Annotated in this window: 15 protein-coding genes, 1 pseudogene and 1 riboswitch; of the genes and pseudogenes, 14 read left to right on the top strand and 2 right to left on the bottom strand. The window is 37.5% G+C overall.

Translation table 11 applies throughout. From position 1 onward, the window contains the following. Positions 1-126 precede the first annotated feature (126 nt). From MHH73_RS02770 to MHH73_RS02785, 4 genes are all read left to right on the top strand, one after another. Complete coding sequence (locus MHH73_RS02770) at positions 127-1,539, top strand: PucR family transcriptional regulator (protein WP_191817102.1); 1,413 nt, start codon at positions 127-129, stop codon at positions 1,537-1,539. A gap of 65 nt (positions 1,540-1,604) precedes the next feature. Beyond that, positions 1,605-2,540, top strand: coding sequence for a DODA-type extradiol aromatic ring-opening family dioxygenase (locus MHH73_RS02775; RefSeq protein ID WP_341064463.1), 936 nt, complete (start codon positions 1,605-1,607; stop codon positions 2,538-2,540). A gap of 30 nt (positions 2,541-2,570) precedes the next feature. Further along, entirely contained in the window at positions 2,571-3,425 is an 855-nt protein-coding gene (locus MHH73_RS02780; RefSeq protein WP_191817100.1) for an alpha/beta fold hydrolase, read from the top strand. Between the two features lie 85 nt (positions 3,426-3,510). After that, positions 3,511-4,302 carry a 2-keto-4-pentenoate hydratase gene (locus MHH73_RS02785; protein ID WP_341064465.1) on the top strand — a complete coding sequence of 264 codons (792 nt, stop codon included), beginning with the start codon at positions 3,511-3,513 and terminating at the stop codon, positions 4,300-4,302. Positions 4,303-4,373: 71 nt separating this feature from the next. Here the strand turns inward: MHH73_RS02785 and MHH73_RS02790 are convergent, their stop codons facing one another. Then, on the bottom strand, positions 4,374-4,883 hold the full coding sequence (locus MHH73_RS02790; RefSeq protein ID WP_341064467.1) for a DUF3916 domain-containing protein: 510 nt from the start codon (positions 4,881-4,883) through the stop codon (positions 4,374-4,376). An 11-nt stretch (positions 4,884-4,894) separates the two neighbouring features. Continuing rightward, positions 4,895-5,920, bottom strand: a pseudogene (locus MHH73_RS02795) (IS1595 family transposase). Between the two features lie 368 nt (positions 5,921-6,288). Between MHH73_RS02795 and MHH73_RS02800 the strand changes: the two are divergent. The 10 genes from MHH73_RS02800 (at position 6,289) to MHH73_RS02845 (ending at position 19,437) form a co-directional block, all read left to right on the top strand. After that, a complete protein-coding gene (locus MHH73_RS02800; protein WP_341064469.1) occupies positions 6,289-7,161 on the top strand; it encodes an acyltransferase in 873 nt (290 codons plus the stop codon). An 86-nt stretch (positions 7,162-7,247) separates the two neighbouring features. Further along, positions 7,248-7,850: a TetR/AcrR family transcriptional regulator gene (locus tag MHH73_RS02805; RefSeq protein ID WP_341064472.1), complete on the top strand. Its 603-nt coding sequence runs from the start codon at positions 7,248-7,250 to the stop codon at positions 7,848-7,850. An 89-nt stretch (positions 7,851-7,939) separates the two neighbouring features. Next, positions 7,940-9,208, top strand: coding sequence for an MFS transporter (locus MHH73_RS02810; RefSeq protein WP_341064474.1), 1,269 nt, complete (start codon positions 7,940-7,942; stop codon positions 9,206-9,208). 218 nt (positions 9,209-9,426) lie between these two features. Continuing rightward, entirely contained in the window at positions 9,427-10,803 is a 1,377-nt protein-coding gene (locus MHH73_RS02815) for a UDP-N-acetylmuramoyl-tripeptide--D-alanyl-D-alanine ligase (protein ID WP_341064476.1), read from the top strand. Between the two features lie 117 nt (positions 10,804-10,920). After that, a complete protein-coding gene (locus MHH73_RS02820) occupies positions 10,921-11,940 on the top strand; it encodes a DUF3231 family protein (protein ID WP_191817095.1) in 1,020 nt (339 codons plus the stop codon). 359 nt (positions 11,941-12,299) lie between these two features. Next, on the top strand, positions 12,300-13,727 hold the full coding sequence (locus MHH73_RS02825; RefSeq protein ID WP_191817094.1) for an aldehyde dehydrogenase family protein: 1,428 nt from the start codon (positions 12,300-12,302) through the stop codon (positions 13,725-13,727). Between the two features lie 96 nt (positions 13,728-13,823). Further along, positions 13,824-13,988: riboswitch (M-box (ykoK) riboswitch) on the top strand. Between the two features lie 240 nt (positions 13,989-14,228). Then, complete coding sequence (mgtE, locus tag MHH73_RS02830) at positions 14,229-15,599, top strand: magnesium transporter (RefSeq protein WP_341064481.1); 1,371 nt, start codon at positions 14,229-14,231, stop codon at positions 15,597-15,599. 998 nt (positions 15,600-16,597) lie between these two features. Then, a complete protein-coding gene (locus tag MHH73_RS02835; RefSeq protein WP_318245532.1) occupies positions 16,598-16,969 on the top strand; it encodes a MerR family transcriptional regulator in 372 nt (123 codons plus the stop codon). Positions 16,970-17,008: 39 nt separating this feature from the next. Further along, positions 17,009-18,346 carry a hemolysin family protein gene (locus MHH73_RS02840; protein WP_191817356.1) on the top strand — a complete coding sequence of 446 codons (1,338 nt, stop codon included), beginning with the start codon at positions 17,009-17,011 and terminating at the stop codon, positions 18,344-18,346. Between the two features lie 38 nt (positions 18,347-18,384). Then, complete coding sequence (locus MHH73_RS02845) at positions 18,385-19,437, top strand: hemolysin family protein (protein ID WP_191817355.1); 1,053 nt, start codon at positions 18,385-18,387, stop codon at positions 19,435-19,437. Positions 19,438-19,623 lie beyond the last annotated feature (186 nt).

Here is a 19,623-nt window from a genome sequence, read left to right on the forward strand (position 1 = left end):
TCACCCACTCTACTAATAAGGTGGTCCAAAATAGACAGATACTTCCAAAGGAAGTAGAATAATATTAAAATACTAATTTTTCAGGTAACTAATTCAACTAGTAACTTTCTTAAGTGGGTGAGTATATTGCAAAATAAGGTTCATTATCCTGAAGCTTTAGAGACGTTTGTACAAATGTCTTCCCATTTTGGCAACTTTAACTACACGGAAAAGGAACTCGAATCGGGATTACCACAAATGCTCTTGAATTGCCTAGATAGAGTGTTAACAGAAAAGAATCATTTGCAAGCTGCTGTAGATTTTAATAATAAAGCCATTGAACACTTCCTGAATGGCGTTGGCGAAGCACGATTGGCTGATGTTTGCTATCAGCTGACAAATAACCCTATTATTCTTGAAGATTTAGGATTTAACTATCTTTATTCAGTCGGTTTAGATACAGAACTAGCGAAACAATATAGTAAACAATTAAAAAACATAGTGAAAAACAACGAGCAAAGAGCTATGCAGACTAAACTGAATGATCTTATGGAGAATCAGCAACTAATCGAAATGGAGCAATCCAATAAACATAAAAGATTAATAGCACCGATGATTTCAAAGGGGAAGGTGGTTGGATATTGTTCCTTTATTAAGCCTTCTTTCACTGAACTTGATTGGTTGAAAATGCAACAAATGCATCTGATTGGGTCTGTAAGTAACTACAACAAGGAGTCCATTTTAGATACAGAGCTTAGATTAAACATTAAAGGTGGACTGTTAGAAGACATGATACATAATCGTCTAAATCCTGTCGTGTTGTTCAAAAGGGCAAGGCATATTGGCGTGGATTTAGGTAAGGAGTATCAATTTCTCGTTTTAAAAGTGGATGGAGATTTTTATCCGAGTGAAAAGGAACCAATCGGTGCAATGAATTTGATTGAAGTTTTCTCAAGATATTTCATGGAACGTAATCTGAATATTCTTATTTCTGAAGACGCGCAAAACATTGCAGCTTTGTTACCTATAGATGTGTTCTCGAAGCAGTTTATAAACGTCGATGAATTTATCTGGAAATTACTTCATTATCTCAAAGAGAAATATCCTCAAATCCCTTTTAAAATAGGAATAAGTTCAAAAGCAACCTCTCTTGAAGATATTCCTATTCTATACAATGAAGCACTCATCTCATTGAATGTGAGTAATCAACAAAAAGACATCATGTACTTCGATGATTTGGGGGCAGTGGGGATATTATTCCGCACAGGGAAAAATGAAGACATCCGACATTTTTGTAACAAAATGCTTTCAAAATTAATTGAGTATGATCGCGGGAAAGAATCAGAATTAACCAAAACGCTATACATCTATATTAAGAATGGCCAAAATATGTGTAAAACAGCAAAAGTCATGAATTTATCGCTAGGCGGATTACGGTACCGTGTTCAAAAAATCGGAAAAATTTTAGATGCTGATATCAATGATCTCCAAACAAGTAGTCAGCTTTTCTTAGCGTTACAGGCAAGTATTATTTTAGGGGATCTACCATTTGAAAAATAATAGGCAGGTTTGAAATGTGACTGCCTAGATTTGAAAATAACAGTAAAACATAAGGGGTTGGAGATATGGCTGAAATAGTAGCAGGGGTAGCGATGTCACATAGTCCAATGATTATGACAAATGAAGCTGGCGGTGGTGAAAAAGGACAACGTTTCCTTCAAACCGTTGCTGATATGAAACAATGGCTCAATGATGTGGGAACAGATGTAATTGTGCTTATATCGGATGATCACTTTAATAGTTACTTTTATGATCATATGCCATCTTTCACAATTGGACTTGACCGCTGTGAAGGATGGGGAGATTGGGAAATTCCTGAATACCAAATTCCCCTTGAGAAAGAATTAGCGAAACATGTTCTTGATACTGGATTGGCGAATAATGTGGACTTTGCTTTCTCAATGAGAATGAAAGTGGATCATGGTCACACGCAAGCAGTCCATTTTTTAAACGATGATTTAAAGATTCCAGTTGTGCCGATTGCTGTGAATACAGCTGCTCCTCCACTGCCGACAATGGATCGTTGTTTCCAAGTCGGAGAAGTGGTTCGTAAAGCCATTGAAACATGGGAAAGCGATAAAAAAGTAGCGATTGTTGCATCAGGTGGCATTTCTCATTGGGTACCAATTCCGAAGATTGATAGTGAAAAGCCTGAGGATCAAGAGTTAATTAAAGTGCTTACTAATGGTCGTCAACAGATTGAAGAGCTTGATGAATATTTGAACACGCGTAAAACACGTGTGACAAGCTTAAAATCTGGACCGGTCAATGAAGAGTGGGATCGTGAATTTTTACAATTGATTAGAGAAAAAGATTATCAGGCACTTAGACAATGGTCTCCAGATTATATCGAAGAAAATGGCGGGAATGGCGGCCAAGAGATACATAACTGGCTTGTGTTGCTTGGCATTCTGCAAGAGTTTGAACCAGAGGTTGCATGTTATGAACCAATCCCAGAATGGGTGACAGGAATGGGTGTTGTTAAGTTTCATAAAGTATAAAGCATTTCTTATATAAAGGAGGATGTTCAGGTGACAATTTGGAATGATTTAGCCGATTTAGCTTTTAAAAATTATTATGTGGATGCCAATGGAATAAGAACGAGAGTGCTAGAAGCAGGAACGGGAGAACCACTCATTTTGCTTCACGGTACTGGTGGTCATATCGAAGCCTACGCTCGGAATATTAGAGGGTTGAGTGAGCATTTCCGTGTCATTTGTATCGATATGCTTGGGCATGGATACACGGAAAAGCCTAATCACCCATATGGAATTGATGCCTATAGTGATCACCTATTAGGAGTGATTCAAGCTTTAGATTTGCATGAAGTCTATTTATCTGGTGAATCCTTAGGCGGATGGGTTGCAGCCTGGTTTGCCGCACATCACCCTGGCATTGCTAAAGCTTTAGTATTAAATACGCCTGGAAATGTCAACAACAAGGCTGAAGTGATGAAGAAACTGAAGGAATCCACGATTAAGGCGGTCCGAGAAGCAAACTATGAAAATGTGAAAACGCGACTTGAATGGCTAATGTATGATAAGAGTCAAGTGACGGATGAACTTATTGAGGCACGATACAACATCTATACACAACCATCCTATCAAAAAGCGGTTGATCATATTGTAGCCTTACAAGATATAGAATTTAGAAAAAAATATAGCTGGGATTCATCTTGGTGTGGAAAGATTGATGTGCCAACCTTATTAGCATGGACTGACCACGACCCTACTTCAACTGTAGAGGAAGCCATGCCAATTCAAGAGATGATACCTGGCAGTGAATTAATCGTTATTAACGATGCGGGACATTGGCCACAATGGGAAAAGGTGGAAGATTTCAACAAGGTCATTATTGACTTTTTTAGTAAAATACCCGTGAAGTAAGTTTTGTTATTCTTACCTGACTTTGATAGTACAAGTGTGTACTATCAAAGTTTTTTTGATATTGACAAGAAAGGGAGTTTATTCATTGAGTAATCAAAAGACGATTAATATACAGCAAATATACGAGCATTTACTTCGTGCTGAACAAACGAAAACAGCGATTGCGCCATTAACTAACCAATACCCTAACCTAACCATTCACGATGCGTATCAAGTCCAACTGCGGGCGATTGCACAGAAAGTGAAAGATGGCCAGAAAGTTGTTGGGAAAAAGATTGGTTTAACATCCTTTGCGATGCAAGAACTTTTAGGAGTCGATCAACCCGATTACGGTCACTTATTAGATAGTATGAGCATATCAAACAAGGGATTAATCGATATCGACTCCCTTTTCGAACCAAAAGTTGAAGGGGAAATTGCATTTGTGCTTAATAAGGATTTAAAAGGTCCACATGTGACGGCCGAAGAGGTTTTATCCGCAACTGAATATATTATTCCTTCATTGGAGATTGTCGACAGCCGCATTCGCAATTGGGAAATCAAATTAGCAGACACTGTTGCCGATAATGCTTCTTGCGGGCTTTATGTATTAGGAGAGGAGAAATTTACTGTTAGCGGTTTGGAGCTAAATAAAATCGAAATGAGCCTGTATAAAAATGGTGAATTAATGAACAGGGGAACAGGTGCAGATGTCTTAGGGCATCCAGCTACATGTGTAGCATGGTTAGCGAATAAATTAAGCGAATATGATGTTGTTTTGAAAGCGGGAGAAGTGATTTTATCAGGTGCCTTATCCGCAGCAGTCGTTGCGCAAAAAGGAGATGTGTTTACTGCTGAATTTAGTGAACTAGGTAAAGTGGAAGTTTCTTTTCGTTAGGTTCTGTTAAACAATATTGTTGTTACTTTGACTAAGAAAAGGGACATATGAATTTAAATGTCCCTTTACGTTTATTTTAACTCCCCTATAAACCAAATTTCACCTTCATAGTGGTATCCATCTTCATCAGTAATTAATTCTTTATAACCTGATTTTTGCATATCATTTGGAATAGATAATCCACATTCAGTTTGAATGTTTCTATTATCGGGAAGATGAAGCCACTTCTGATATTCATCGTTTCTATTAAAGAAATCTTTAAAATGGGAGTCACCTTTAAATACAATAATTTGCGAACCCCATAAATCTGGTAAATCAACTGCAACCACTACTCGATATTTTTCTTTATCATTTGGCTTCAAACCAATTAAATGTTCAGCTCTATCTAAAAGTGTTTGAATGCATAATCGTTTGATATTTTGGGGTGTTTTGTTGGAACTTATAAAGTCCTGAGCAACTGGTAGGTGTAGATGCCAATAACCATTATAAAATTCTGTTGGAAACTCCAACGTGTTTGCTTCAATTCGTTCAATCATATTATAAGACTTCCGTTTAATTCCTCGAACCTTTTTCTCCCGCATACCATTTCTCCTCATTTTCCATAACTTAATACCCTAAGTTCTTTATATGTTATCTTAGTTGAGAATAAACAACTATCGAAATGCATCTTGCTAACAGTTGTATTGTCATTACGATGTTTAATGATGTCCAAAAATTGAAACCAACCCAAATAATGGTCGAGATATTTTGTCGCCACACCATTAAAACGGTCAATCCAACCTTTAAGACGGCTGTGATAATTATTAACATTTTGAATATGGTATAGACCTTTCACTCTGTCTTTACCATCAGACCGATAATGCTCCAATCCTTTTTCAGATGCATATGTTTTAAATGCCCTCCACTCATCTGTGCAAAGAACATTTGTAGAAGTAAGTTTTGACCCTATTGCTTTATCTAATCGGTCTTTTACAATATGCCCTCGACCAAGCACCTTGTGGATTTTTGACGGTCTCTCGCAATGAGAACACATACCTGCTCTTTACTAATTCCTCGGTATTGAGATGAACCACCTTGCTTACGAGATTTACGATCATCAATATTACGCTTTCCTTTTTCTGAGTATAGAAAGTAAGTCTCATCCATTTCTACGATACCTGAAAACTGTTCAAAATCCATTTGGTTTAGTGCGGAGAGCAGTTTGTGTCTCCAATAGAATAAGGTTACGAAATGAACATCAATCATCTCTGATGTCTTGCGTAAAGAGAACCCCTCAATCATACACTGAACAAAATCCAACCACTTATGAGGGAGGTGAGTACGATATAAAGGTGTATTGGTGACATCAGTAAAAGTTTTACCGCAGTCTTTACAACGGTAACGCTGACGCTCCATCGTTTTCATACCGACCTTCACTGAATATTTTCCAAAGCGAACTGCATTATTCGAATGGCAATGCGTACAAGTATATCCATCTTTATGCTTTTGTTCGGAAACCTCTTTAAAGAGGTTCACTTGCAGAAAAAGAGTTAAGTGATTTAACGAAAAACTCTTTTAAACGATATTGGTCTGTTGTACTAAGTTTTTCAATCTCTTTAATAATCTCCTTCAATGCCATTTGAACCAGCTCGCTTTCGTTCTTTTCATATATTATAGAACAATCGTTCGTTTGTTTCGAATATCAATAGAGTAATTTAACAGAGCCTTTCGTGAAAAAAATAATCCATGAGAAACCTTTATGAAGTATCAGTCTGATTACTTTATAAAGGTTTTTGCACTTTAATAGCATGCCTATGCTGCTTTTGCTCATAATAAAGGAATAACTAACCATTTTGAGTTACGTTTGATAAGTGATTATTACAGCTGATGTAAAAATTACCGTATCTTCAATACAAAGTCGTTAAGTTAGGATTAAAATGCGTATGATGAATAAATTCTTATGTATAATAAATGCGTTTTAATGCTAAAAAAGTAGGTGTGAAAATTATGGAAACCATCACAGATATATTAAAAAAACCAACTTCAAAGAATGAAATCCAATTCATCGGACCAGCAGATGAAGCACTTTCGTTTGATCATTCAAAGATTAAATTTGTCGGTGAGGGCAATACATTAATTGTTGAACGTGGTGCTAAGTTTAAAGATACGAATATTCATTTTAATGGGAATGATTCAGTTGTGATCATTGGTAAATCGAATCGGCGTGCGACATTTAATGTCTCGGTATGGAATAATAATACTTTCTTTATCGGTCGTAACTATTCCTTTAACGGCCGTGCCAGGTTTATTCTCTCAGAGCAAAAGAATCTTTTCATTGGTGATGATAATATGTTTTCCACAGGTGTGGTTGTAAGGTTAGCCGATCCCCATTTGATTTATGATGCGCCAACGAAAAAGCGCATCAATCCATCGAAAAGTGTTTATGTAGGCGATCATATTTGGATCGGACAAGATGTGATGATTTTAAAAGGTGTGAACATTGGCTCGGGTTCAATTCTTGGTGCAAAATCCCTTGTGTCAAAATCATTACCATCTAATGTATCAGCAGCGGGAAGTCCGGCTCGCATTATTCGGAAAGACGTGTTTTGGGCTCGCCCCTCTGTCCATGCTTATACGGACAATGAAACCGAAGCGGCTGAACATTTTTTGGATGACCGATTTATTTATCGTGAAGGGGGAAGCGTGGATAATCACTTTAAGTTGATAGAAAAAGATTTAACCAATGCAACGAGTGGAGCGGAAAGGGCAAAAATTCTCCTGCCTTATTTGGACAAACATGATAAAAACCGTTTTTTTATTCCTGCGAAAATGAAAAAGAAAGAGCCATTACTTAAAGGGTTATTTTCAAAAGGAGAATAATTACTTTACATAAGTTGGTAAATGGTATATTATAAGTCATAAATAAACAATGATTGATTAATCAATCATTAAAAGAAGGTGTTCAAATGCCATTATCGGAAAAACAAATTCAAAATATGGAGCTCCGTAAAAAGAAAATTCTTGATGCGGCTATGGGGTTATTTGCGACTGAAGGGTATGAGGGTACGACAATTAAGAAGGTTTCTGTTGCTGCCAATGTTAGTTTTGGTAGTGTGTTTACTTATTTTAAAGATAAGGAAGCATTGTTTTATACAGTTGTTGTTGAACCTTTAGCGGAATTGAAGGAACGCGTTTTATTTTTTGATGAGACTTCTGCTGATCCTTTATCGGAAACAAAACGGATGGTAAGAGAGCATTTTAGAGCATTTGCAGAAATGAATCAATATCTGCAATTGGTTGTGCAAGTTGTGGGACAGCATGAACGGTATGCTAATGTATTTAAGGAATTAGACGAGTTCCATGATGTATTTCGTGGGAAGATCGGGCAATTGGTCCAAAACGGGCAGCAAAAAGGGGTATTTACGAAACAGGATCCGCTTATTGTTGCCACGTTGTATACGAGTCTCTTAATTGGCGTTCGTTTAAATTCGACTGATAATCGCTATAGTGATGTGTGGGAACAATATGCTGTTACTGCACTGAACCTTTTTGCACCAACTGAAGAGTGATAGATAGAAGGCTTTCTTGTTGAGGGAAGCCTTCTCATTTACACCAATAATGATTGATTAATCAATCATTTAAAAGAAGGGAGATTTCTATGAAAAATTTGCACCCAGCCATCCGTATTAGATTACTGCTGCAATTCATTTCATCTATTTCAACAATGGCGATTTTACCTTATATCATTATTTACTTTGCTGAAGAAGTTGGAAAGGCAGTGACAGGTGTTCTATTTCTATGTGTGATGTTGGCTAGTGTTTTAGGCTCCTTATTAGGTGGGGTTGTTTCAGACAGAGTAGGGAGAAGGAAGGTAATATTGCTTGCAGAACTGTTTGTGTTTATAGGTTATTTAGGTGCGGCGGCTGTCAATACAACCGTTGGTGCCTATCCTTACATCACGTTTTTATTTTTTATCATTATTCAATTTAGCACAGGTGTCGTCAATCCAGCCTATCAAGCATTAATCATTGATGTGAGTTCCCCTGAAGAAAGAAAAATGATTTACACTTATGCCTATTGGGTTCGAAATTTAGGGGTTGCGATTGGGAGTATGATCGGCGCCTTCTTCTTTTTTTCCCACCTTGTCTTACTACTCCTCAGTGCAGCTCTTGTATCGTTACTTTCTATTTTGATGACAAAGGTGTTTATTAAGGAAACCTATCAACCTAACGTGCAGTGGCAAAAAAGGGGTCAAACGATTCAAATGTATAAAGATTATTTAAAGATATTAAGGCATAAATTCTTTATCCTATTTATTCTTGCAAGCGTATTGATTGTAGCTGTGGAGGAACAATTAACGAATTATATTGGTATTCGTTTAACAGAACAACTCCCAAATCCAGTACCGATCATTACCGCCATTCCTATGGAATTAGACGGTATGAATCTACTAGGATTTTTGAAGACAGAAAATACTTTACTTGTTGTTACCCTTACGTTTGTTGTTATCACAGTCATAAAAAAGTGGAAGGAACGTGTGACATTTTTGGTTGGACTTTTGCTATTTTTCACCGGGTATACGGTTCTTAGTTTTACAACCATTCCCATGTTGCTTATTTTTGCTATGTTCCTTGCATCTATTGGTGAGATGATGTATATCCCGATGCAGCAGGCCCTGCTCGCTAATACTGTGCCTGATCATGCGAGAAGTACTTATATGTCGCTGTATGGTGTTTCAATTTTCTTAGGTGTCAGTGCTGCAGGTGTTATAGTCATTGTAAGTGAATGGTTACCATCTCTTGTTATTACTGGTGTAATTGGTTTCATGGGCGGGTTGAGTTTTATTTTGTTTGCGCGGTTAGTAAGCATAGAAAAGAAACAAGGAGAAAGAAATATCTCTAACTTAAAATCAACTTACAGATATTAGGTTGGTTTTGCATAATACGTTTCAAAACAATTTTGACTTGTCCTGTTGTTTCAAATTTTGTCACTTAATCATTCTTCATGCCCTTTTATCATCAGAGTTAGATTTTTTTCAAAAAGTTAAATCAATTAAAACATTTTAGCTTTACTTTGTTAAAGAGTTTTCTTTTTCTGCAAAAAGGTCTACAATTTGATGTAAGTAATCATTGTGGAGGACTTAGGATGATAAAGCGAAGTTTAGTTGAAATCCAGGATATGTTAAATGGTTCAGGTCTGCAAGAAGAGTACTATGATATCCGTATAGACGGGGTTTCGATAGATACGAGAACCTTACATAAGGGGAATTTATTTATTCCTATTATGAGAATTGATGATGGTCATAACTATGTGAATACGGCATTTGATCGTGGTGCTGCTGCAACTCTTTGGAAAAAGGGGCATAAGCACGCACCAGATGGTGTACCGGTGATTTACGTCGATGATTCGTTACAGGCTTTACAGGAATTGGCGACGTCGTACCGTGAGCAGTTGAATATGAAGGTTGTCGGTATCACCGGGAGTAATGGGAAGACAACAACGAAGGATATGGTTAAGTCCATTTTACAGACGACATATAAAGTGCATAAAACAAAAGGAAACTTGAATAGTCAAATTGGTTTGCCTCTAACGATTCTAGATGTAGAAGAAGGAACAGAGGTACTTGTTCTGGAGATGGGTATGAGTGAACAAGGGCAAATTCATCGACTGTCAACCATTGCTCAGCCGGATGTAGTGGTGATTACGATGGTTGGTTTGGCACATATTGCCACACTTGGTTCAGAAGAAAACATTGCAAAAGCCAAACTAGAAATTATTGACGGACTAAGAGATGGTGGGCTATTTATTTACTATGGCGACGATCTCCATATTCGGAAGGCGTTAGCTAATGTTGATTTACCCATGCGTGTTAAAACATTCGGTCATGAGATGACGAATAATTACTACTATGAAAAAGTAAAAGAATATAAAAAATATCTTGAGTTTGATATAGCAGGAGAGCAGTCATTTAAAGATCTAAAGGTATCGATAATCGGTAAACATAATGTGAAAAATACGTTAGCAGCGGTGGCTGTCGCTCTTGAACTGGGTGTGACGCCTGAAAACATTATCGCTGGATTGGCGAATTTAGATTTGACTGCCATGCGAATGGAAACCATTCAAACAAAAAAAGGATACACTATTATTAACGATGCTTGGAATGCGAGTCCGAACTCTGTACAAGCTGCGATTGAAACAGTACAGGAAATGGATGGCTATCATCAGAAAATATTAGTACTAGGGGATATGCTAGAGCTAGGTGATAGTGCTGAAACTCTCCATAAACAAATGGCAAAGGCAATTGACCCGAATGAAATTGATTTTGTCGTCACATATGGTATATTAGCCTCTGCAATTGCTAAAGAAGCGAAACAAATGATGGGAGAAGACAAAGTGGTGTCTCCTTATACAAAATCAGAAATCGTCCAATTTATTAATAAAAACGTGAAGAAAGAAGCCCTCATTCTATTTAAGGGCTCCAGGGAGATGAAATTAGAAGAAGTAGTGAAAAACTTAATCTAAGTCTGAATGCAGCTCGCTTAAAATTTAAGTGAGCTGCTTTTTTATTTTCCTATTTGGTATAATTCTCCTTTCAATAACAAATAATAAGGTCAGAATATTGTGAAGGGAAGTGCACGCATGACTGAAGAAAAGATTAACCTTTCTTCTTCGGAGTTAGCGTCTTTATGGACATCTTATATGCAAAATACGATGTCAGTTCAGTTTTTAAGTTATTTACAAGCTACCGTTGAGGATAAGGCGATATCTCAACTAGTACAAACTGCTTGTCAGATTTCAGAAGACCATATAACAAAGGTAAAAAGTGTTTTTGAACAAGAGAAAATACCCATTCCAAAAGGTTTTACTGCTGCTGATGTAAATAGAGATGCACCGAAAGTTTATACAGATATTTTTATGTTGACATATATTCATCACATGGCAAAAGCTGGCATGCTTAGTTATAGTGGGTTTCTTGCGCTGAGTGCAAGAAAAGATATAAGGAAGCTTTATAATAAGACGCTTTTTGTAACAGCTGATTTATATGAACAAAGCTCAGAATTACAATTGAATAAAGGTGTATTTGTCCGATCACCAGTTATTCCTTATCCGAAAGAAATCGATATGGTAGATGATAAAAGTTATTTTAAAGGCTTAAATCCTTTTGCAGAAAAAAGGGCGTTGAATGCAGTAGAAATTTCTCATCTCCATCTCAATTTTTTCAATAATGTTGTTGGTTTAAAGTTAGCGACAAGCTTTGCTCAAATGTCTCCTAGAAAAGAAGTGCAGAAGATAAGTTTACAAGGTAAAGATATTTCAGAAAAACATGTAAAAGTGTTTGCGGATAAATTAATTAGCAATAATCTCCAAGCACCGATTGATGGAGATGTTAGTATTACAAATTCTACGGCGGAAGTATTTTCTGATAAATTGATCCTCTTTCAACTAGGGATGTTAACAGCTGCCGGAAGTGGAAATTATGCGACGGGTGCTGCAGCGAGCCAAAGGCATGATTTGATCCTTGATTATGAGCGTTTGTCTATTGAAGTAGGACAGTATGCAAAAGATATTGCAAATCTAATGATTGAATTGGGTTATCTAGAACAACCCCCTGGAACAATGGATAAAGAAAAACTAGCAAAAAGTAAAGAAAAGCAATAAAAAGGTAAGCATCATGAAGGTGCTTACCTTTTTACCTGTGTATGTCAGAACGTTTAACTTTGTGGCATTGCTCTAGCTCTATTTATTCTTAGGAGGCGATTAGTTCTCGTGTAAACAGAGTAGTTTAATTTCATTAACCATCTTTGAATTAGATGAATCAACTGTGCAATAAGTTTCAACGTTCATCCCTCCACATCGATATTACGTGACGAACACGTAAGTTTATCTTTTCCAAAATTATCACAATTATACTGAAGCGATTTGGAAATAAATAACTACCTGAGGATGTTTACTATGCGTAAGAAAGGGAATGGAATAAGTAGGATCAACAATATTTCTAAAGGAGCTTGATTATACTTATGCGAAATTATACAAAGCATTATATTAATGGCGAATGGGTCGCATCAACGGGATCTAAAACTATAGATGTCATTAATCCAGCAACGGAAGAAGTAATGGGGAAAATTAGTTCAGGAACGGAAGAAGATTTAGATAAAGCGGTGGCAGCCGCTAAAGCTGCATTTCCATCATTCTCGCAAACGTCAGTAGAAGAAAGAATTGAGCTACTTGAGCGAATCTGTCAAGAGTACGAAAAACGTAAAGACGATATTATAGAAGTCATTACAGAAGAACTCGGCTCTCCTGTAAATCGAAGCAATAAGGTACATTATCAAATGGGCTTACAGCACTTTAGACAAGCGGTAGAAGAATTAAAAAAATTCCAATTTGAAGAGGAGCGAGGAACGACGCTCGTCCGTAAAGAAGCAATCGGGGTAGCGGGTCTCATTACACCTTGGAACTTCCCTACAAATCAGACCTCAACAAAATTAGCGAGTGCGTTCGCTGCAGGTAGTACAGTTGTGCTTAAACCAGCATCTAATACTCCATTTGCAGCGATGATTTTAGCGGAAATCTTTGAAGCAGCAGGTTTGCCAAAAGGTGTCTTTAACCTAGTAACAGGTTCAGGTTCAACAATCGGTAACGGTATTAGTTCACATCCTGATATTGATTTCGTATCCTTTACAGGCTCTGGTGAAGTCGGACAAAAAATTATGGAAAATGCAGCCTCAACCATTAAGAAAGTTTCTCTTGAGCTAGGTGGAAAATCACCACTTATCGTGTTAGATGATGCCGACATTAAAGGAGCGGCAAAAACAGCCGTTGCGCTCGTCGCAGGAAATACAGGTCAAGTTTGTACAGCGGCAACAAGAACACTTATTCCAAAAGGTATGCATGATGAATTCATTGAGGCTGTAAAAGAAGTGATTGACAACTTCCCAGTCGGTGATCCAACAAGTCCAGATGTTCAAGTTGGTCCTCTTGTCGATGCAGATCAATGGGAGAGGGTACAATCGTATATTAAAAAGGGATCAGAAGAAGGTGCCCAATTAATTGCCGGTGGTCCTGGAAAACCAAAAGGACTGGAAAAAGGATATTATACAAAAATCACTGCTTTTACTAATGTGACAAACGATATGACGATTGCTCAAGAAGAAATCTTTGGACCAGTGATGAGTATTCTCACATACGATAACTTGGATGAAGCAATCGAAATCGCAAATGATACCATTTTTGGATTAGCTGGATACGTGTATGGTGGCGATCGTGACACATTACAAAAAGTGGCCAAAGGCATTCGCGCTGGACAAATCCAAGTCAATAATCCAAAAACTGATTTCTCAGCACCGTTTGGCGGCTTCAAACAATCAGGTATTGGACGTGAATGGGGAGACTTTGGTATCGAAGAATTTTTAGAACCTAAAGCCATCCTTGGTTACTATGCTTAAATATAATAGGTTCCCTTCTACGGGGGACCTTTATTAATTTTTCTAAAGGTGTTGACAGAATGTAACACTAGATGTAAAGTGAACATGGCAATCCATATGTATCCTCGTTAGGTGAGGCTCCTGTATAGAGATATGCTACTGCCCAAAAATGTCCAAAGACGCCAATGGGTCAACAGGAACCATCGACATAAGGTGGTTTTTAATGTAGCTGGTATTTACCTATGCTGTACAGTGCTAAAGCTCTACGAATGGAGGGGTAATTACTGCTTGTACAACGCGTACATGTTGTATTTTCTATGCATTTTATGCACCTCCACGGTAAGTTGGAGGTGCTTTTTCATTTTAAAAAAACAAGGAGGTGGTGCGGGATGGATAGTATTCCCAATCCGAGGTCGAGTAAACAGGAATTGATCAACACGGAGAAAAGAGGAGGGTATTTGTTCTGCACCACTCATCTTATACAGAATAAATAGGCTCTTCTTCCGAAATGGAGGAGTCGAAATGAACCAATTATTAAAATTAAAACAAAAAAAAGATTATCAAAAACAAGTAATAAAATATATTACTGAACGTAATTTGAAAATGTTTCGTGAGACATTCCTTGAATTGCATCCGACAGACCAAGTAGAAGTTTTTAAAGAAATGGAACTGCCATTACAAAAACAATTGCTACTTTTTCTGACCCCCGAAGAGTTCTCGGATATTTTTCAAGGACTAGACTTAGAAGATCAATCTGAGGTTTTCACTCATATTGGCTTTCAATATGCTGTTGCCATGTTTAATTATATGTCTGCTGATGATGTTGCCGATTTCTTGCTTGAAATTGAAGTAGAAAATGCGGACGATATCCTTCAATCCATGGATCAAGAAGAAGCCAATAAAGTCATCGAGCTTATGACTTATGCACCGAGAACAGCCGGTGCGATTATGACGAAAGAATTCATTCGCATTTCAGTTGAGTCCACTGCAGCCCAAGTCATTGAAGAACTAAGACAAACGGCAATGGATGCTGAGACAATTTACTATTTATATGTCGTCGATACAGAGGAACGCCTGGCTGGAGTTGTTTCCCTAAGAGATTTGATTATTGCGCAGCCCGATCAAACCATTGATGATATTATGAGCACACAAGTTGTTTCTGTACCGGTCAATGAAGATCAAGAAGAAGTAGCACGTTTGATTAAAGAATATGATTTTCTAGCGGTTCCTGTCATTGGGAAAGAAGGGAAGCTTGTCGGTATTATTACAGTCGATGATGTTATTGATGTACTAGAAGAAGAGACAGATGATGATTTCGGAGAATTTGCTGCTTCTAAAGGAGCCACAGACTTAAACTTAACGGCTTTTAGTGCCGCAAAAAAGCGTGCACCTTGGATTGTTCTATTAATGTTCTTCGGTATGATTACCGCTAACATCATCGGCCGCTTTGAGGAAACATTACAGCAAATTGTCATCCTCGCTGCATTTATGCCATTGATTATGGGAACGGCAGGTAACACAGGGACACAATCCTTAGCGGTTGCTGTCCGTGGATTGGCTACAGGGTCTGTAGAAAAAAACGGCGTTTGGCAAATTGTTAAAAGAGAATTAGGCACGGGTTTGATGCTAGGTGTTGTTTGTATGGTCGTCCTAACAGGGATTATTGGTGTTTTCTATCAAGGAAATTGGTTACTCGCCTTCATCGTCGGTGCGTCATTATTTTTAGCACTAAGTATGGCTGCAGTAATTGGTGCCGTTGTACCACTCATTATTAATCGCCTAAAAATTGATCCAGCAATCGCATCGGGTCCTTTTATTACAACATTAAATGATATTCTCAGCTTACTCATCTATTTCTCCATCGCAACGACCATGATGGATAAAATGATTTGAAAGAACCAACACTTCCATTTAAGAATGGAGGTGTTTTTTTATGGGGGAAATCCAAACAAAAACAAGGGGAGGATAATTGGGAAATGAGGGAAGGATAACTATATATCATTTTTGACCTGTTCCCGCATATCCGAAACAAGTCAGGTTTTGCGTAGTGTCCAAATTTCCGGAGCGTTTACTACTTAAACAAGTCAAATTCAGCGTTACCGCGGTTTTTTTGAGTGGTTTCCAGCAAGAGTGAGTCAGAATCTGGAGAAAGGTAAAAGATTTGACGCGTTTCGCTGTTAAACGAGTCAAATTTTGCGTAGTGTCCAAATTTTTGGAGCGTTTACTACTTAAACGAGTCAAATTCAGCGTTACCGTGGTTTTTTTTGAGTGGTTTCCAGCAAGAAAGAGTCAGAATCTGGAGAAAGGTAAAAGATTTGACGCGTTTCGCTGTTAAACGAGTCAAGTTTTGCGTAGTGTCCAAATTTCTGGAGCGTTTACTACTTAAACGAGTCAAATTCAGCGTTACCGTGGTTTTTTTGAGTGGTTTCCAGCAAGAGTGAGTCAGAATCTGGAGAATGACAAAATATTTGACGCGTTTCCAACTATAACAATCCAAGCTTGTTCACATATTTTGATTCGATTTCCCTTAAACAATCTAACATTTCCGGCTGAGTACAAAATACGCCCCATACCCTCGACAGCTCATTTATATATGCTACATCATTCTCCGAAAAATAAATGGTTATATAATATGAAGTTTCTTTTTTTGAGATATATCCTGTTATCAGTTAAAATATAATTGAGAATGGGGAGTTGTTTACTGAAAAAGCTACCACTTGATTTCAGTTCCAGTCCATTATATAATTTTCTCATAAACTATAACGTAATAGTTTATGATTTTCTTCAAAAGTTTCAACCTATAAACATAGGTTTTAAATAAAACTGAAACGTAATACTAAATATAGAAAGGGGGTTACTTCATTGGGAAGGCGTTATTGCGAATTGGTCAGGTGGCGAAATTGAGCGGTTTAACATCACGGACGATTGATTATTACACAAAAAAGAATTTATTGAGTGTCGAACGTTCCTCTTCAAACTACCGTCTTTATCCTGAGGATGTCCTGAATACGTTAGAAAGGATTAAAGCTTTGAAGAAAGAGAGATTATCAATTCTAGAGATTCAGAGAGTACTTCATACACAGGATAACCAAGGAGTAGACCCCATGGTGATAGAGGTCCAAGAGGAAATCAATCGTTTAAAAGGAAAGCTTGAGATCGTAGAACAACGATATCAACAATGTTCCGAAATCGAAAAAAAGCGTGTGTTTCGCATACTTGAAAAAGAATTATCTGATTGTTTCAAACGATTGAATAAGTGTTAACTATTTTGGAGGTGAATCCCTCAGATAAGAGGGAAATAATTGGACATAATAACCATTACGAATTTAATAATGCTTGTAATTTTACTTGCTCTGACTGCATTTTTCGTTGCGTCTGAGTTCGCAGTAGTCAAACTCCGTATGTCGAGGATTGACCAGTTAATTGCTGAAGGAAATAAGAAAGCGGTCCTTGCCAAGAAAGTAGCAGCGGACCTGGATTATTATTTATCAGCATGTCAACTTGGTATTACGGTAACAGCCCTTGGTTTAGGTGCATTAGGTAAACCGGCTGTAAGTGCTGTGTTGTATCCTGTTTTTAGTTGGTTAAATATTTCTGCTACGATTGCTGATGTGGCTTCTTATGCAATTGCATTTGCATTAGTGACTTATTTACACGTCGTAGTCGGAGAGATGGCACCGAAAACATTAGCTATTCAATTTTCGGAAAAAGTGACGTTAATGCTTGCTCCTTCACTTTACTGGTTCGGTAAGATTATGTCGCCGTTTATCTTTACTTTAAATGGTGCATCACGTCTTTTATTGCGTATGTTTGGTGTCGCGCCAGCTCCGCAAGAGAAGGCATACACTGAGGAAGAATTAAAAATCGTTATGGCACAAAGTTTCCAAGGTGGAGAAATTGATCAAACCGAACTGAAGTATTTAGAGAACGTCTTTTCTTTTGACGAAAGAGTAGCAAAAGATATCATGGTTCCAAGAACAGATCTTGTGACAATTGATAAGGATATGACCCCAGATGAACTGATCGCCATTTTAGATGAACATAATTATACGCGTTATCCTGTTGTAGAAAATGGAGATAAAGACCGTATTATTGGTGTTGTAAATGCGAAGAAAATGCTCAGTCACATTGTGAGTGGCAGGGAAGTAAAGTTAGAGCAATATATGCGTGATGTTCCATTTGTTGTGGAAGTAACAAGTATACAAGATGCGCTGTTGAAAATGCAGCAAGAACAAGTCCATATGACTGTTGTGATGGATGAGTACGGCGGAACTTCTGGTGTTTTAACGATGGAGGATGTACTTGAAGAATTAGTTGGCGAAATTCGCGATGAGTTTGATGAGGATGAAGTAGCGGATATCCGTCCTGCAGGAGAACAAAAGTATATCATCAATGGACGTGTGTTGTTGACAGATTTGGAAGACCGTTTTGGCCTAACATTTGAAGATAGTGAAGATATCGACACAATTGCTGGTTGGATTCAATATAAAAACCTTGAAGTAGTAGAGCAGGGTGACGAGGTTCATCACGATAATCATGTGTGGGAAGTGGCAGAAATGGATAATTATCAAATTAAACAAGTCATGTTCCATCAATATTTAGAAGATCAAATAGTAGAGGAAACCCCTCAATCATCGTAATCATCTTGGAGGTGAATCCCTCAGGAAGAGGGAAATAATTGGACAGTATAATCATATTAAACTTGTTTTTAGTTGCTTTATTTATTTTGTTTACGGCGTTTTTCGTAGGTGCCGAGTTTGCTATATTGAAAGTGCGTATGTCTAGACTCGATCAATTGATCGCAGAAGGTAATAAAAAAGCAGTACTTGCTAAAAAAGTAGCTCATAATCTTGACTATTATTTATCTGCCTGTCAATTAGGTATTACCATTACAGCGCTTGTTTTAGGTGCTTTAGGTGAACCAACTGTACAGAAGATTTTAGAACCTTTGTTTATTGAATTTGAAGTATCAGCCGCTGTAGCGACAATACTTTCATATATTATCTCACTGACCATTGTCTCGTTTTTACACGTCGTTATTGGTGAACTTGCACCAAAAACATTAGCGATTCAATATGCAGAAAAAATGACACTTCTACTGGCGCCAGCTTTATATTGGTTTGGGCGCATTATGAAGCCAGTTATTAGTTTATTAAATGGTTCCGCAACGTTTATTTTAAGAAGATTTGGTGTAGAGCCAGCTGGTCATGATACAGTGCACTCGGAAGAAGAGTTGAAGTTAATTGTGACACAAAGTTATGAAGGTGGAGAAATCAACCAAACAGAACTTGCTTATTTGGAGAACATCTTTGCCTTTGATGGTCGTCAATTAAAAGATATTATGATTCCGAAAGAAGAAATGATTACACTGCAGAAGAATCAGTCATTGGATAGTATGTTAAATGTCATCGATGAACATGAATTTACAAGATATCCTGTGACATCTAAGACGAAGGAATACATCGGATTCATTAATACGAAGGAAATGTTAACGAGTTTAGCTGCAGGACGTAAGGAAGATTTTAAAGAATTTATGCATGATATTCCAAGCTATAAAGAAACCATCTCCATTAAAGAGGTTTTCTTGAAAATGCAGCAAACACGTACACATATGGCCCTTGTGACAAATAATCAAGGCAAAACAGTCGGATTAGTAACAATGGAGGACATTCTTTCTGAAATTGTTGGTGAAATTAAAGATGAATCGGACGGCAATGAAGTGTACGCTTAACAGAAAAGATTGACAGCTATCCCAAGCTTATATAAACTGAGAAAAGTAAATAAATAGACTGGAAGATATCCAGAAGAGGTTCATAGCTGTAAACCCTCTATAAAAAACTATGGATGCATGAAAAAAACCATGTCCATATTCGGGCGTGGTTTTTTTGTTTCTTAGTTGACAGATGGTTTTAGCTCC

The organism is Cytobacillus sp. FSL K6-0265, from assembly GCF_038003465.1.
Lineage (GTDB): Bacteria > Bacillota > Bacilli > Bacillales > Cytobacillaceae > Cytobacillus > Cytobacillus stercorigallinarum.